The following is a 15,163-nucleotide window of genomic DNA, read 5'->3' as shown; positions in this document are numbered from 1 at the left end:
TCTTCGCAGCCGGGGCCCCTCGGCCCGCCGCCGGTCCGAAGGGGATCTGCCCAGCTCAGGGCCCTAAGAGGGGGATAAATGGGGCACCCTCGAGGGCTACTATGCCAGTTCGTATGTGACCTGGGTCCTGTGGGGCGGCTCACCGCTGGAGGCCCTGAATGTCACCTTCCGTGGCCGTTCGTACCCCTTGCGGTGGAGTCCGATATGCCCCTTTGCTCCCCGAATCGAAGGAGACGGGGGCGTCGAACGCTGCTTTCCGAGTCGCCCGCCGCAGTGCCCGCAGCAGCGTCCCCCCGAGGGTCGTGGTCAGGACGACGGTGAGCACGGCCCGCCCCAGGTCCCAGCCGAGGGAGGTCGCCACGCAGTAGGCGACGAAGCGGGCCAGGTTCTCGTGCAGCGGCTCGCCGGCCTGGAACGAGACCCCGGTGCTGATGCCGCTGAGCAGCGGCCACCCCTGGAGGTTCATGACCGTCCCGTACGCGAACGACGCCAGGAAGCCGTACCCCGCGAGCATCACCAGCTCCGCCCGGCCGCGGATCCGCTCCGGTCCGGGCAGCAGCCCCGCGCCCAGCGCGAACCAGCCCATCGAGAGCATCTGGAACGGCATCCACGGCCCCACCCCGCCCGTGAGCAGGGCGGACGCGAACATCGTGACCGCGCCGAGGACGAAGCCGAAGCCCGGCCCGAGGACCCGGCCGCTCAGCACCATCAGGAAGAACATGGGCTCCAGGCCCGCCGTCCCGGCGCCCAGCGGGCGCAGCGCGGCGCCCACGGCCGCCAGGACGCCGAGCATCGCCACGGCCTTCGCGTCCATGCCGTTGTCGGCGATGGTCGCGACGACCACGCCGACCAGGATCGGGAGCAGCGCGGCGAACAGCCAGGGGGCGTCCTGGGAGTGTGCGAGCCCGGACTGCGCGTCGGCGAGCAGCGGCCAGCCGAACGCGCCGATCCCGATGAGGGTGACCAGGACCAGGGCGGCGGCGGCGCGCGGGCCGATCCGCACGGGGCGGCTCACGGGCGCTCCCCGGTGCCGGGGCTGCCGGGAGTGGCAGGTGCGGCGGGCGTGCCGGGCGCGGCGGGGTCGTCGGGGGCGGCGAGGGCGGCGGCGACCTGGGCCACGGTGAGCCAGTGCCCGGGTGCCAGGACCTTGGCGACCTGCGGGGCGAAGGCGGGCGAGGAGACGACGACCTCGGCGGTCGGCCCGTCCGCGACCACCTCGCCGCCCGCGAGGATCACCACCCGGTGCGCCAGCTCGGCGGCCAGTTCCACGTCGTGGGTGGCCAGGACGATCGCGTGGCCCTCCGCGGCCAGCCCGCGCAGGATCCCCACCAGACGGGCCTTGGCGGCGTAGTCCAGACCGCGGGTCGGCTCGTCGAGCAGGAGCAGGGCCGGCTTGCCGGTGAGGACCAGGGCCAGCGCGAGGGCGAGCCGCTGCCCTTCGGAGAGGTCGCGGGGGTGCGTGTCGTCGGGCACGCCCGGAAGCAGCGCGGACACCAGCTCCCGGCAGGTCCCGGGCGCGGCCCCGGCGTCGGCGTCCGCCGCCTCGCACTCGGCGCCGACGGTATCGGCGTACAGCAGGTCCCGCGGCTCCTGGGGTACGAGTCCCACCCGGCGCACCATCTCCGCGGGCGGGGTGCGGTGCGGGGTGCGGCCGCCCACGCGGACGGTGCCGGCGGCGGGCTCGACCAGGCCGACCAGCGCGGACAGCAGCGTGGACTTCCCGGCGCCGTTGCGGCCCATGAGCGCGACGGTCTCGCCGGGGCGGACCTCCAGGTCGATCCCGCGCAGGACCTCGGCGCGGCCGCGGCGGACGCCGAGGCCGGCCGCGCGGGCGACGCAGCCGCCCGGCTCCGCCGCCGTGGCCGCTTCCGCGGGGGCGGCGGGGGCCGCGGCAGGGGCAGGGACGGGCCTGCCGCGGCCGCGCAGCCGGGCGAAGACGCCCGCCCGACGGCCGCCCGGCGCACCGGCGGCCTCGCCCGAGGAGCCCTGCGCCGCTGCGGCCTCCGCGGGGGCCGGATCCGGCGTTCGGGCGGGGGCCGCGGGCGGGGCCCCCGCGGCCAGGCGGGTGCGGAGCGGGGCGGCGGCGCGGCGGGCGTCGCGTACGGACAGGGGGAGCGGGGACCAGCCCGCGAGGCGGCCGAGGGCCACCACCGGCGGGTGGACGGGGGAGACCGCCATGATCTCGGCGGGCGTTCCGGTCACCGGGGCGGCGCCCGGGCCGGGCAGCAGGACGATCCGGTCCGCGTACTGCACGACGCGCTCCAGCCGGTGTTCCGCCATCAGCACGGTCGTACCGAGGTCGTGGACCAGCCGCTGGAGCACGGCGAGGACCTCCTCGGCCGCCGCCGGGTCGAGCGCGGAGGTGGGCTCGTCGAGGACGAGCACCCGCGGGTGCGGGGTGAGGACCGAGCCGATCGCGACGCGCTGCTGCTGGCCGCCGGAGAGGGAGGCGAGCGGGCGGTCGCGCAGCTCGTTGAGCCCGAGCAGGTCGAGGGTCTCCTCGACCCGGCGGCGCATCACGGCAGGAGCGAGCCCGAGGGACTCCATGCCGTACGCGAGCTCGTCCTCGACGGTGTCGGTGACGAAGTGGGCCGGCGGGTCCTGGCCGACGGTGCCGACCACGTCGGCGAGCTCGCGCGGCAGGTGGGTACGGGTGTCCCGGCCCGCGACGGTGACCCGGCCGCTCAGGGTGCCGCCGGTGAAGTGAGGGACCAGGCCGGAGACCGCGCCGAGGAGGGTGGACTTGCCGACGCCCGACGGGCCGACCAGCAGGACCAGCTCGCCCTCCGGGACGGTCAGGTCCGCCGCCCGGAGGGTGGGTCCGGCCGCGCCGTCGTAGGTGACGGACACCTGCTCGAAGCGGATCACTGCGGGGACTCCTTGGACGGTGCGGATGCCTGGTCACGGACGGGCAGGGGGCCCGGCACCGGGGCGACGAAGGCGGGGAGCAGGCCGATGAGGACCGCTGCGGCGGGCCCGAGCGGGAGCGTCGGCGCGACCAGCGGTACCACTCCGGGCCGCAGCGCCTCCGGGTCCAGCCCGCCCGCCCAGATCATCAGACCGGCGACGGCCGCGCCGGAGCCGGCGACCAGCCAGGAGCGCAGGCCCCAGCGGTCGGGCCGGTAGCGGGTCCGGATGCTGCGGCGGCCGCCGAGCCGCAGCCCGGCGAGGGCCAGGGACAGCCCGGTGAGGAGGAGCGGGAGCCCGTACGCGGCGCCCTCGGCGGCGAGCAGGCCGTACGTGCCGGCGCACATGCCGAGGAGGCCGCCGAGGGTGAGGACGTTGGTGGTGTGCCGGACGGCGGGCGGGACCCGGGCGGTCCGGCCGTAGCCGCGGGCGTCCATGGCGGCGGCCATGGCGACGGACCGTTCGAGTGCGCCCTCCAGGACGGGCAGGCCGATCTGCAGGATCGCCTTGACGCCGCCGGTGGGGCGGCCGCGCAGGCGGCGGGCGCTGCGGAGGCGGACCACGTCCGCGACCATGTTCGGCGCGAACGTCATCGCGACGACGACGGCGACCCCCGCCTCGTACAGGGCGGCGGGGAGGGACTTCAGCAGGCGGGCCGGGTTGGCGAGGGAGTTCGCGGCGCCGATGCAGATCAGGAGGGTGGCGAGCTTGGCGCCGTCGTACAACGCGAAGACGAGCTGTTCGGCGCTGACCCGGCCGCCGAGGCGGATGCCCTGGATCCAGTCGGGGAGGGGGACCTCGGGGAGGGTGAGGAGGATGTGGGTGCCGGGGATGGGGGAGCCGAGGACGACGGAGAAGACGAGGCGGACGGCGACGACGAAGAGGCCGAGCTTGACGAAGGCGCCGTACGAGCGGGCCCAGGGGGCGTCGGTCCGGCGGGCGGCGACCACGTAGCCGGCGACGCCGACGATCAGGGCGAGGAGGAGGGGGTTGGTGGTGCGGGAGGCGGCTGTGGCGAGACCGAGGGCCCAGAGCCACCAGGCGCCGGCGTGCAGGGCGTTGCTGCGGGTCGCCTGCGGGGCGGCCCACGCCCGGCCCGCCCGGCCGGACGCGTCCCTTGCCCCGGATCCCGACCTGGACCCGGACCCGGACCCCGGCCCGGACCCGGACCCGGTCGCAGGTTCGTGCGGACGGCGGCCTGCGGCCCGGCCGGCGTACGCATCCGCAGTGGTGGCCTGGGGCGCGGATGCGGGGTTACGGGGGGCCGGGTGCGCGGGGTTTGCGGGCGCGGCCGCGTCGGGGTGCGCCCGGCCTGCGGCCGGGCTGGTGTACCCACCCGCACCACCCGTGCGGGAAGCGGGGCGGGTGCGGGTGGCCCCCGTGGGGGGCCGGCCGCCGTCGGCGGCCGCCGGGCCGTGTGGGGCAGGGGTGCTGCCGGGCTCGGGGGGCTGGGTGGGGGAGGGGGTCATCGGGGGGTGCGGCGGCGGGATTGCCAGAGGGCGGCGGCGCCCAGGGCGAGGACTGCGGCGATGCCTGCCACCAGGCCCAGGGACGGGCCGCCGGTTCCGTCCTCCCGGGCAGGCTCGGGGTTCGTCGCGGTCGCGGCGACCTGGTCGCCGCAGCCCTGCTCCGGGTAGCCCGAGATCGCGCACAGCAGCGCCGCGCTGTTGTAGCGGAGCGGCTTCGCCACCGAGGCGAGCGCCTCCGCGGTCGTCGCGGCCGGGTCGACCGACGCGCAGGCCGTGCGCGGCGCGGCCTGCGGCGGGGTCTCGCCGCCCGGGGCGTCCTTCGGCTCGCCGAAGTCGATCACGAGCGCGACCCGCTTGCGGCCCGGCTGCTCCGCCGTGTCCCGGCAGATCCGTGCGAAGTCCGGAGCCACCCGCGGCCGCGGCGCGTTCGCCGCGTCCTCGCCGAGCCCGAACCGGAAGCCCTGGACGTCACCGTCCGCGGGCCGCGTCGTCGACGGGCCCATCGTCGCGTACGTCCACTTCCCGCCGACGCCGTCCCAGAACGACCAGTACCGGTAGCCGGTGGCCAGCGCGGGCCCCGCCCCGAGCAGGGTGAGGAGGACCCCCACCGTCAGGGGCAGGGCCCAGAACCGGAACCGTGTCACAGCTGGTTCTTCTTCTTACGGCCGCTCATCAGGAAGCCGATGCCGATGCCGGCCGCCGCGCCCGCGCCGACCATCCACCAGACGTTCTGGCTGCCGGAGGAGTCGTCGGACTCGTCCTTCGTGTCGTTCGCGTCGCCCTTGACGCCGGCCGCCGGGGTGGCCTCCGGGCCCTGGAGGTTCAGCTGCGCCACCAGGTCGGTGCCGCCGAAGGCCTTCGGGTCGGCGCCGCCCGCGTGCGCGGCCAGGATCAGCTGGGCGTACGCGGCGGGGCCGGCCGTCTTCGCCCACGCGGCGGCGTTCTTCTCCAGCCAGGCCAGCGGCTTCGCGGCCGCCGCCTTGTGGCCGCCCGCCGCGAGGGCCACGACCGCGTCCGCGGTGTTGCCGAAGTCGGGCTGGTCGGTCGCGCCCGGCATGGCGGACATCAGGTGGTCGCCGGTCTTCGCCATGGTCGTGGACAGGTAGTCGGCGGCGCCCATCGCGGACTGCTCCGCGCTCTCGGGGCCCATCTTGCAGGCGACCGGCTTCGACGCGACGGGGACGTCGGTCTTCGGAGCGGCCACGACCAGGCCCTTGCCGAGGACGCCGAGCGCCGCGGCGGCCGTCGCGTCGGCGTTGGCGGCCAGCTTGCCCGCCTTGTCCGGCTGGTAGGCGAAGGCGCCCATGTCCGCGGCCTTCGAGACGCCCGCCTGCTCACAGGCCAGCTGGAGCGCGGTCAGTGCGTCGTAGGACGTCTTGCCGCCCTTGGACTTCACGGCGGCCGGCTGCCGGCCCGCCACGGCGAGCGCGCCGGCCACGATGCCGGTGGAGTTCGCGTCGCTCGGCGCGCCCGGGCCGGGGCTGTACGCCCAGCCGCCGTCCTCGTTCTGTACGGACTTCAGCCAGGCGACGGCCTTCCCGACGGCCTGGTCCCGACCGCCGAGCGCGACCAGCGCCTGCACGGCCGCGGCCGTGGCGTTGGTGTCGGCCATCGTCTTGGCGTCGCAGGCCTTGGCGGTGTCGGCGCGGAAGGCGGCGAAGGAGCCGTTCGCGCACTGCTGGCCGGTCAGCCAGTCCACGGCCTGGCCGGCCGGCTTGAGGCCCACCGTGTCCTGGGCGAGGAAGGCCAGCGACTGGCGCCACACGCCGTCGTACGTCGGGTCGGTCTTGCCGTACAGGCCGGACGGGATCACCGGGGCGGGGGACGGCGCGGCGAGTGCGGCGGGAGCGGCGGCCGTGCAGAGCACGGCGGATGCGGCGAGCGCGGATGCGCTGCGGCGGACGTTCATGGCGGGCGGGTGCCTCTCCTGCTGGGGAGCGGGGCAGGCACACGGGGGCACCGGGCTCCGGCTCCGTATACCTCGACGATGCCGGCCACCGGGACCGGTGGCACGAGCCGCGCACGTCCGTAACGGGCAGTCCGGCTCACCGCCGCAGGCGGCTCACGGTTGCGGGTCAGCGCCGGTCTCGCACCGGCTTCCCCCGGAACGGAGTGATGACGACCCGCCCACTGTACCGGCCCGTAAATGCAGTGGCCCGGTGACCGGCGGCCCGGCGCCGCCCGCCGGTCACACCGCCCGGTACGTCACCGGGCCGGTGCCCGGTACGGCCTCGGCGCGGCCCAGCTTCACCAGGCGGCGCAGGTGCGCCTCGGCCTCCGACACCGCGATGTTCCGGGAGCCGTACGGGATCTGCGCCCAGGGCCGGTTCCACTCCATCCGCTCGGCCAGGTCCCACGGCGTGACCGGCTCGGCCAGCAGCTCCCACAGGCCGTCCAGCCGCTCCTGGTGGTGGGCGAGGAGCTCGCGGACCCGGGCCGGGGCGTCGGTGAAGGCGTGCTGGTGGGCCGGGAGCACCTCGGCCGGATCCAGGCGGCCGATCCGCTCCAGGGAGTCGAGGTAGTCGCCGAGGGGGTCGGTGACCCGGGTGACGCCGTTCTCGTCCGGGGCCTCGTACAGGCCGATGTGCGGAGAGATGCCGGGGAGCAGGTGGTCGCCGGAGAACAGGCGGCCGTTGCCGGGGAGGTTCGCTGGGTGCTCCTCCTCCAGGTGCAGGCAGACGTGGCCGGGGGTGTGGCCCGGGGTCCAGATCGCGCGCAACCGCCGGCCGGCCAGCGGCAGCAGCTCGCCGGGGACGATCTCCCGGTCGGGCAGGGCGGCCCGCAGCCCGGGGAAGGTCCGCATCCGGCCGGACTCCCGGGCGGCGCGCAGCGGGGCGAGGTGCTCCTCGGGGGCGCCCGCCGCGGCGAGCTTCGCGCCGAGGTAGTCGAGCCAGACCCCCGGTTCGGCGTCGCGGGTGCGCTCGACGACTTCGGTGTCGGCGGCGTGCATCGCGATCCACGCCCCGGAGGCCTCGCGGACCCGGCCGGACAGGCCGTGGTGGTCGGGGTGGTGGTGGGTGATGACCACGCCGTGGACGTCGGCGACGGAGGTGCCGAGTGCGCCGAGGCCGGCGGCGAGGGTGTCCCAGGAGGCGGGGTCGTCCCAGCCGGTGTCGACGAGGACCGGGCCGCGGCCGGTCTCCAGGACGTGGACGAGGGTGTGGCCGAGCGGGTTGTCGGGGATGGGGACCCGGATGCTCCGGACGCCTCCGCCGTGGTCCGACACCTCCGGCGCCTGCTCCGACACCTCCGGCGCCTGTGGTCCCCGAGGTTCTTGTGACGCCTGCGACATGGCAGCCCCCTGCTCTCCGGCTCACTGTAGCGAGAACTTGTTCCAGTGGTAGCCCAAGTCGACCATTTCCCGCGACCCTTCAACAGTCGTTTGGGCGGCCGTTGGATCTTCTCCGGGTCTTCCGTCCGGGCCGTGGACTCCTGGAACTAGAACTGGTATCAGTTCTGAAGCAGCGTCAGGAAGCGCCGGGCCGCAGCAGGAGGCATCAGCCATGACCGAGCTCGTGGAACACGGAAAGCTGTTCATCGGCGGGGAGTGGGTGGACCCGCTGGGCAGCGGGACCATCGACGTCGTCTCGCCCCATACCGAGCAGGTCATCGGCCGCGTCCCGCACGCCTCGCGGGAGGACGTCGACCGCGCCGTCGCCGCAGCCCGCCGGGCCTTCGACCAGGGGCCGTGGCCGCGGACCAGCCTGGACGAGCGGATCGCCGTGGTCACCCGGATCAAGGACGCGATCGCCGTACGGCACGAGGAGATCGCCCGCTCGATCAGCTCGCAGAACGGCTCCCCGTACTCCTGGAGCGTCCTCGCGCAGGCCCTCGGCCCGATGATGGTCTACGACGCCGCGATCACCGTCGCCCGCGACTACCCGTACGAGGAGCACCGGCAGGGCGTGCTCGGGCCGATCCTGGTGCGCCGCGAGCCGGTGGGCGTCGTCGCCGCCGTCATCCCCTGGAACGTCCCGCAGTTCGTCGCGGCCGCCAAGCTCGCGCCCGCGCTGCTCACCGGCTCGGCCGTGATCCTCAAGCCGTCGCCGGAGTCCCCGCTCGACTCGTACATCCTCGCCGACATGGCCCGCGAGGCCGGGCTGCCGGAGGGCGTGCTGTCGGTCCTGCCCGCCGACCGGGAGGTCAGCGAGTACCTCGTCGGGCACCCGGGCGTGGACAAGGTCGCCTTCACCGGGTCGGTCGCGGCGGGCCGGCGGGTCATGGAGGTCGCGGCCCGCAACCTCACCCGGGTCACCCTGGAGCTCGGCGGCAAGTCCGCCGCCGTGATCCTGCCGGACGCGGACCTGGCGGCCACGATCCCCGGGCTGGTCCAGTCGGGCTGGATGAACAACGGCCAGGCGTGCGTGGCCCAGACCCGTGTCCTCGCGCCGCGCAGCCGCTACGACGAGGTGGCCGAGGCACTCGCGGCGGCGGCCGCCGCCCAGGTGGTCGGCGACCCGCTGGACCCGGCGACCCAGCTGGGCCCGCTGGTGGCGAAGCGGCAGCAGCAGCGCTCGCTCGACTACATCCGGATCGGGCAGGAGGAGGGCGCCAAGGTCCTCACCGGCGGCGGCGTCCCGGCGGGCCTGGAGCAGGGCTGGTACGTCGAGCCCACGCTCCTCGGCGACGTGCACAACTCGATGCGGGTCGCCCGCGAGGAGATCTTCGGCCCGGTGGTCTGCCTGATGCCGTACGGCGACGAGGAGGAGGCGGTGAAGATCGCCAACGACTCGGAATTCGGACTCAGCGGCAGCGTCTGGACCGCGGACGTGGAACACGGCATCGACTTCGCGCGCCGGGTGCGGACGGGCACGTACAACGTGAACACCTTCAGCCTCGACATGCTCGGGCCGTTCGGCGGCTACAAGAACAGCGGAGTGGGGCGCGAGTTCGGCCCGGAAGGGCTGAGCGAGTACCTGGAGCACAAGATGATCCACCTGCCCGCCGGGTACGAGCCCGGGGCCGGTGCCTGATGGGCGACCGCTGGCACGTCGAGGTGGACCGCGGGGTCTGCATCGGCTCGGGCATGTGCGCGAGCCACGCCCCGGAGGGCTTCACCCTGGACGCGGCCCGGCAGTCCCACCCGGTGGCCCCCGACACGGACGCGAACGAGCCCGTCCTGACCGCGGCGGAGAACTGCCCGGTCGAGGCCATCATGATCACCCTGCTGGCGAGCGGCGAGCCGGTCTTCCCGCCGGAGGAGTGACGTCCGCTCCCGCCCGTCAGTGGCGCACGAGGCAGAACGGATGGCCCGCGGGGTCGGCGTACACGCGCCAGCTCCGCCGGCCGTCCCCGGCGTCGAGCACGGCCGCACCCAGCGAGAGCACCTGCTCCTGGGCGCGGTCCAGCTCCGGCACGGCCAGGTCCAGGTGCGCCTGCTGGGGCCGTTCCGGGTCGGGCCACTGCGGCGGCCGGTAGTTCTCGACCCGCTGGAAGCACAGCACGAGCCCGCCGGGCGCGTGCACCGTCGACCAGCCGTCCCCGAGCGCCCACCGCGCGTCGGCCCGGTCCACCTCGCCCCCGAGCAACGCCCCGTAGAACTCCGCCAGTCGGCGCGGCTCCGGACAGTCCAGCACGACGCACTGCAGCTCGGCGATCATCCGTGGATGCTACGGGGCAGTGCCGCGCCGGGGTGACGGCGGTGGCCGCGTTCCGCGGCGCCGAGGCGCCGAGGCGCCGAGGGGAGCCGTACGCCGGCCGCGCGCCCGGCACGGGCGCGTGTGGCACACTCCTGCGACGACCGCCGGACGCACCCGGTCCGGCGGCGCTGCAAGGGGTGGAAGCACATGTACGGCACGAACGCGAAGACGCTGTCGGCCCTGGCGGCCGCCGGCGCGGTCCTGCTGCTGGCGGGCTGCTCGGGAACGGGCGGCACCGACGCCCCCGGCGGCACGGCCACGACGAAGGCGGCCGAGCGGGACCTGGACGCGAGCCCGACCGCGCCGTTCGGCCGGGCCCTGGCCCAGGCCGAGATCAACGCCGCCGCGAAGGAGGCCGGCCTGCCGGACTCCGGGCAGCCCGAGGCGCTGCCGTCGGGGACCCCGCAGGCCCCCGCCGGGGCCTCCGAGAAGGAGAAGCTCGAGGCCCGCGCCGTGGCCTGCACGGCGGCCTGGCAGTGGGCGGGCGGGCTCTCCCCGGACAAGGTGGCCGAGCCCGGGAAGAAGTACGAGGCCGCGGTGGTCGCCCTGGTGAAGAAGGGCTGGCAGGACGGCGCGCGCAGCGAGATGCAGCCGGGCAAGGGCAGCACGACCGTGCAGACGGTCCTCACCAAGCAGGGCTGGACGATGTACGCCCGCTACTACGACCTGCAATCCGTCCCCATGGTGTCCTTCAACGCCACCGAGGACGCCTGCGTCAAGAAGTTCACGCAGAAGGAGATGGACCTGCTGTTCGGCGAGGACGCGAACGGCGCGGGCTGACGCATCGGGCGGCGCCGCCGCGCGGGTCCCGTCCGCCTCACGCCGAGCGGCGCGTTCCGGACTTTTCCGAGCGGGGCCGGGGCGCCGTCCCGGATCCGTCCGTCCCGGATCCGCCCGGTCCCGATCCGCCCGTCCCGGACGCCTCCGGAGCCGTCAGGTCGATCAGCCGGCAGACCGTCTCGATGTCGATCTTGACCTGGGCGATGGAGGCCCGCCCCGACAGCCAGGTGATCAGGGCCGAGTGCCAGGTGTGCTCGATGACCCGGACCGCCGACAGCTGCTCGGCCGTGGGCGGCGCGTCCAGGCCCATCGCGTCCAGGATGATCGCCGTCGTCAGCCGGGAGACGGTGTCCACCTCGGGGCTCACGCTGCGGTCGGCGAAGGTCAGCGCGCGGACCATGGCGTCCGCGAGGTGCGGCTCCCGCTGGAGCGCGCGGAAGGCCCGCATGAGCGTTTCCGCGACCCGGTCCGCCGGCTCCTCGCCCGCGGGCGGGCGCTTGCGCAGCGTCGTGTGCATGTGCTGGAGCTGGTCCTGCATGGTCGCCACGAGCAGGTGGACCTTGGAGGGGAAATAGCGGTAGAGCGTTCCCAGGGCCACGCTGGACGACTCCGCGACCTCGCGCATCTGCACGGCGTCGAACCCGCCCCGGCTCGCCAGCTGCGCGCTCGCGTGCAGGATCCGCCGCCGGCGCGCCTCCTGACGCTCGGTCAGGGGCGGAGAGGCGGGGGTGACGGCCTTGGCTTCCGCTGTCATGTGTCCCATCTCGTCGCGTTCCGTGTCGCTTTTCCGTCGGCGGGCGCAGCCGGTCCGAAGGCGCTCCGGCGCCGCTCCGGAAGCTCAGCATGTCAGGAGCGGCGGTCGTGGCGCGAATCACCTGCTCCGCCTCTTACGGTGTGGTTTCCGGCCGGTAGATTCAATGCTCTTCGACGGATCAAGTCTGAAACTTGTTCTACATTATCCGAGCGGTTACGCTCCGCCGAAAGTGCAGCGAGAAGGGGGCCGGGAGTGACCGCTGAGGCCATGGTGACGAGCCCTTTTTCGGGTTCCGCCACTGACGGCGACCGCCCGTTGCGCATCGCGCTCCTCACGTACAAAGGGAACCCGTTCTGTGGCGGCCAGGGCGTCTACGTGCGCCACCTCTCCCGGGAACTGGCCCGCCTCGGCCACACCGTCGAAGTGATCGGCGCGCAGCCCTACGCCGTCCTCGACGAGGTCACCGACGGAGTGCCCGGCGGCGGCCTCTCGCTCACCGAGCTGCCCAGCCTCGACCTGTACCGCCAGCCCGATCCCTTCCGCACGCCGAAGCGCGGCGAGTACCGCGACTGGATCGACGCGCTCGAGGTCGCCACCATGTGGACCGGCGGCTTCCCCGAGCCGCTGACCTTCTCGCTCCGGGCCCGGCGCCACCTCGCCGCCCGCCGCGGCGAGTTCGACGTCATCCACGACAACCAGACCCTCGGCTACGGCCTGCTGGCGGACCTGGGCGCCCCCCTGGTGACCACGATCCACCACCCCATCACCGTGGACCGGCAGCTGGAGCTCGACGCCGCCAAGGACCGCAAGAAGCGTGCGTCCGTGCGCCGTTGGTACGCCTTCACGCGCATGCAGGGCCGGGTGGCCCGCCGCCTGCCCTCCGTGCTGACCGTCTCCGGCTCCTCGCAGCAGGAGATCTCCGACCACCTCGGCGTCCGCGGCGACCGCATCCACGTCGTCCACATCGGCGCCGACACCGACCTGTGGTCCCCGGACCCGGCGGTCGCGGAAGTGCCCGGCCGGATCGTCACCACCTCCAGCGCCGACGTCCCGCTCAAGGGCCTCGTCCACCTCGTCGAGGCGCTCGCCAAGCTCCGCACCGAGCAGCCCGACGCGCACCTCGTCGTCGTCGGCAAGCGCGCCGAGCGCGGCCCGGTCGCCCAGGCCATCGCGACGTACGGCCTCCAGGACGCCGTGCGGTTCGTGAAGGGCATCACCGACGAGGAGCTCGTCGACCTCGTCCGCAGCGCCCAGATCGCCTGCGTGCCCTCCCTCTACGAAGGCTTCTCGCTGCCCGCCGCCGAGGCCATGGCCACCGGCACCCCGCTGGTCGCCACCACCGGCGGAGCGATCCCCGAGGTCGCCGGACCCGACGGCGAGACCTGCCTCGCCGTGCCCCCGGGCGACGCGGGCGCGCTGGCCGCCGCCCTCGGCCGGCTGCTCGGCGACCCCGGGCTCCGCGCCCGCCTCGGCGCCGCCGGGCGCGAACGGGTCCTGGAGAAGTTCACCTGGGCCAAGGCGGCCGAAGGCACCGTCGCGCACTACCGCGCCGCCATCGCCCGGACCGCCCGGTCCGGCATGGCGCCCCGTTCCGCCGGCACCCGCTGACCTCCACGCGATGACGCACCACCCTCACCACCCCCTCGACCGCGAAGGCAGGCACTCGTGCTGACCGTCGATTTCTCCCGGTTCCCGCTCGCCGCAGGCGACCGTGTGCTCGATCTGGGCTGCGGCGCAGGCCGGCACGCCTTCGAGTGCTACCGGCGGGGCGCCCAGGTGGTCGCAGTCGACCGCAACGGCGACGAGATCCGCGAGGTCGCCAAGTGGTTCGCCGCGATGAAGGAGGCCGGGGAGGCGCCCGCCGGGGCCACCGCCACCGCCATGGAGGGCGACGCCCTGGCGCTGCCCTTCCCCGACGAGTCCTTCGACGTCGTCATCATCTCCGAGGTCATGGAGCACATCCCGGACGACAAGGGCGTGCTCGCCGAGATGGTCCGCGTCCTCAAGCCCGGTGGCCGCATCGCCGTCACCGTGCCCCGGTACGGCCCCGAGAAGATCTGCTGGGCGCTCTCCGACGCGTACCACGAGGTCGAGGGCGGCCACATCCGCATCTACAAGGCCGACGAGCTGCTCGGCAAGATGACCGAGGCCGGCCTCAAGCCCTACGGCACCCACCACGCCCACGGCCTCCACTCGCCGTACTGGTGGCTCAAGTGCGCCTTCGGCGTCGACAACGACAAGGCCCTGCCGGTCAAGGCGTACCACAAGCTCCTGGTCTGGGACATCATGAAGAAGCCCCTGGCCACGCGGCTCGCCGAGCAGGCCCTCAACCCGCTCATCGGCAAGAGCTTCGTCGCCTACGCCACCAAGCCGCACCTGCCCGTCGGCGCGGCCCAGTGAGCTCGCCCGGGCGTACGGAACACCTGGTCCTCCCCGGGGTCCTCACAGCCGCACAGGCGGCCGAGACCGTCGCGGGCATCCTCGCCGTCCAGCGCGAGGACGGTGCCATCCCGTGGTTCCGCGGCCACCACCTCGACCCGTGGGACCACACCGAGGCCGCCATGGCCCTCGACGCGGCCGGCGAGCACGCGGCCGCCGAGCGCGCCTACGCCTGGCTGGCCCGGCACCAGAACGCCGACGGCTCCTGGTACGCCGCCTACGCCGACCGGCCCGAGGGCGTGGACACCGCCGCCCCGCAGGACGCCGGCAAGGAAAGCAACTTCACCGCCTATATAGCCGTCGGCGTCTGGCACCACTACCTGGCCACCGGCGACGACACGTTCATCGACCGGATGTGGCCCTCGGTCTTCGCCGCCGTCGAGTTCGTCCTCGGGCTCCAGCAGCCCGGCGGCGAGATCGGCTGGAAGCGCGAGGCCGACGGCACCCCCGTCACGGACGCGCTGCTCACCGGCTCCTCCTCGATCCACCAGGCGCTGCGCTGCGCCCTCGCCATCGCCGCGCACCGCGAGGAGCCCCAGCCCGACTGGGAGCTCGCCGTGGGCGCGCTCGGGCACGCCATCCGCAGGCACCCCGAGCGCTTCCTCGACAAGAACCGCTACTCGATGGACTGGTACTACCCGGTCCTCGGCGGCGCCCTGACCGGCGCCGCGGCGAAGGCCCGCATCGAGGAGCGCTGGGACGAGTTCGTCGTACCGGACCTGGGCGTGCGCTGCGTCCTGCCCAACCCGTGGGTCACCGGCGGCGAGAGCTGCGAGCTCGCGCTCACCCTGTGGGCCGTGGGGGAGTCGGACCGCGCGCTGGAGATCCTCCGCTCGATCGCCCACCTGCGGGCCGAGGGCGGCATGTACTGGACCGGCTACGTCTTCGAGGACCGGGCCGTGTGGCCGGTCGAGCAGACCACCTGGACGGCGGGCTCGCTGCTGCTGGCGGTGGCCGCGCTCGGCGGCGACGAGGCGACGGCCTCGGTCTTCGACGGCACGTCCCTGCCCTCGGGCCTCGACCCGGACTGCTGTACGCCCTGAGACGTCCCCGGGTGGCGGGGGGTCCGCGCCGCGCCAGGGTGGGGGCCCAGGCGTGCCCCGCTCCCAAGGGCACCCCAGCCGCCCACCCGCCCCCCGCGGCAACCCGCTCCCCCTCGTTTTCTAAGGTGGAAA

The 15,163-nt window shown here is 74.7% G+C and carries 13 protein-coding genes and 1 pseudogene; 6 read left to right on the top strand and 8 right to left on the bottom strand.

From position 1 onward, the window contains the following. Positions 1 to 139 precede the first annotated feature (139 nt). The 6 genes and pseudogenes from ACZ7H1_RS36740 to ACZ7H1_RS36715 form a co-directional block, all read right to left on the bottom strand. Positions 140 to 1,015, bottom strand: a complete 876-nt coding sequence (locus ACZ7H1_RS36740; RefSeq protein WP_470792772.1) for an ECF transporter S component — start codon at positions 1,013 to 1,015, stop codon at positions 140 to 142. Continuing rightward, positions 1,012 to 2,868 (bottom strand): ABC transporter ATP-binding protein, encoded by a 1,857-nt coding sequence (locus tag ACZ7H1_RS36735; RefSeq protein WP_470792771.1) that lies wholly within the window; start codon positions 2,866 to 2,868, stop codon positions 1,012 to 1,014. Before ACZ7H1_RS36735 ends, ACZ7H1_RS36740 begins: the two co-directional genes overlap by 4 nt. Further along, positions 2,865 to 3,998 (bottom strand): annotated as a pseudogene (locus tag ACZ7H1_RS36730) (energy-coupling factor transporter transmembrane component T); the annotation flags it as partial. The pseudogene ACZ7H1_RS36730 and the gene ACZ7H1_RS36735, both read right to left, overlap by 4 nt. Before the next feature lie 374 nt (positions 3,999 to 4,372). Further along, on the bottom strand, positions 4,373 to 5,020 hold the full coding sequence (locus tag ACZ7H1_RS36725; protein WP_470792769.1) for an SCO2322 family protein: 648 nt from the start codon (positions 5,018 to 5,020) through the stop codon (positions 4,373 to 4,375). Next, positions 5,017 to 6,285 (bottom strand): LPXTG cell wall anchor domain-containing protein, encoded by a 1,269-nt coding sequence (locus ACZ7H1_RS36720; RefSeq protein ID WP_470792768.1) that lies wholly within the window; start codon positions 6,283 to 6,285, stop codon positions 5,017 to 5,019. Before ACZ7H1_RS36720 ends, ACZ7H1_RS36725 begins: the two co-directional genes overlap by 4 nt. Before the next feature lie 279 nt (positions 6,286 to 6,564). Then, the gene (locus tag ACZ7H1_RS36715) at positions 6,565 to 7,668 is read right to left on the bottom strand and encodes an MBL fold metallo-hydrolase (protein ID WP_470792766.1); all 1,104 of its coding nucleotides are present in this window, start codon (positions 7,666 to 7,668) and stop codon (positions 6,565 to 6,567) included. A gap of 211 nt (positions 7,669 to 7,879) precedes the next feature. Between ACZ7H1_RS36715 and ACZ7H1_RS36710 the strand changes: the two genes are divergently transcribed. Both ACZ7H1_RS36710 and ACZ7H1_RS36705 read left to right on the top strand, forming a co-directional pair. Continuing rightward, entirely contained in the window at positions 7,880 to 9,349 is a 1,470-nt protein-coding gene (locus ACZ7H1_RS36710; RefSeq protein ID WP_470792764.1) for an aldehyde dehydrogenase, read from the top strand. Next, the gene (locus ACZ7H1_RS36705; RefSeq protein WP_470792762.1) at positions 9,349 to 9,582 is read left to right on the top strand and encodes a ferredoxin; all 234 of its coding nucleotides are present in this window, start codon (positions 9,349 to 9,351) and stop codon (positions 9,580 to 9,582) included. The genes ACZ7H1_RS36710 and ACZ7H1_RS36705 overlap by 1 nt, the downstream gene beginning before the upstream one ends. A 16-nt stretch (positions 9,583 to 9,598) precedes the next feature. On the opposite strand, the gene ACZ7H1_RS36700 is transcribed toward ACZ7H1_RS36705, so the two are convergent. Beyond that, the gene (locus ACZ7H1_RS36700; protein WP_470792760.1) at positions 9,599 to 9,976 is read right to left on the bottom strand and encodes a VOC family protein; all 378 of its coding nucleotides are present in this window, start codon (positions 9,974 to 9,976) and stop codon (positions 9,599 to 9,601) included. Between the two features lie 186 nt (positions 9,977 to 10,162). On the opposite strand from ACZ7H1_RS36700, the gene ACZ7H1_RS36695 reads away from it, so the two are divergent. Then, positions 10,163 to 10,795, top strand: a complete 633-nt coding sequence (locus ACZ7H1_RS36695; RefSeq protein WP_470792759.1) for a hypothetical protein — start codon at positions 10,163 to 10,165, stop codon at positions 10,793 to 10,795. A gap of 37 nt (positions 10,796 to 10,832) precedes the next feature. Here the strand turns inward: ACZ7H1_RS36695 and ACZ7H1_RS36690 are convergent, their stop codons facing one another. Continuing rightward, positions 10,833 to 11,549, bottom strand: a complete 717-nt coding sequence (locus ACZ7H1_RS36690; protein ID WP_470792757.1) for a TetR family transcriptional regulator — start codon at positions 11,547 to 11,549, stop codon at positions 10,833 to 10,835. 252 nt (positions 11,550 to 11,801) lie between these two features. Here ACZ7H1_RS36690 and ACZ7H1_RS36685 point away from each other — a divergent pair, with 252 nt between their 5' ends. Genes ACZ7H1_RS36685 through ACZ7H1_RS36675 form a run of 3 tightly spaced genes read left to right on the top strand, consistent with a single transcriptional unit; the run spans position 11,802 to position 15,031 of the window. Then, on the top strand, positions 11,802 to 13,157 hold the full coding sequence (locus tag ACZ7H1_RS36685; protein ID WP_470792755.1) for a glycosyltransferase family 4 protein: 1,356 nt from the start codon (positions 11,802 to 11,804) through the stop codon (positions 13,155 to 13,157). Positions 13,158 to 13,214: 57 nt separating this feature from the next. Continuing rightward, positions 13,215 to 13,949 carry a class I SAM-dependent methyltransferase gene (locus ACZ7H1_RS36680; RefSeq protein WP_470792753.1) on the top strand — a complete coding sequence of 245 codons (735 nt, stop codon included), beginning with the start codon at positions 13,215 to 13,217 and terminating at the stop codon, positions 13,947 to 13,949. Then, positions 13,946 to 15,031, top strand: a complete 1,086-nt coding sequence (locus ACZ7H1_RS36675) for a prenyltransferase/squalene oxidase repeat-containing protein (protein WP_470792751.1) — start codon at positions 13,946 to 13,948, stop codon at positions 15,029 to 15,031. Before ACZ7H1_RS36680 ends, ACZ7H1_RS36675 begins: the two co-directional genes overlap by 4 nt. The last annotated feature ends 132 nt before the right edge of the window (positions 15,032 to 15,163 follow it).

The organism is Streptomyces sp. NPDC037401, from assembly GCF_055602345.1.
Note: the sequence above shows the minus strand (reverse complement) of the source record. Positions and strands in the feature narration are given on the sequence as shown.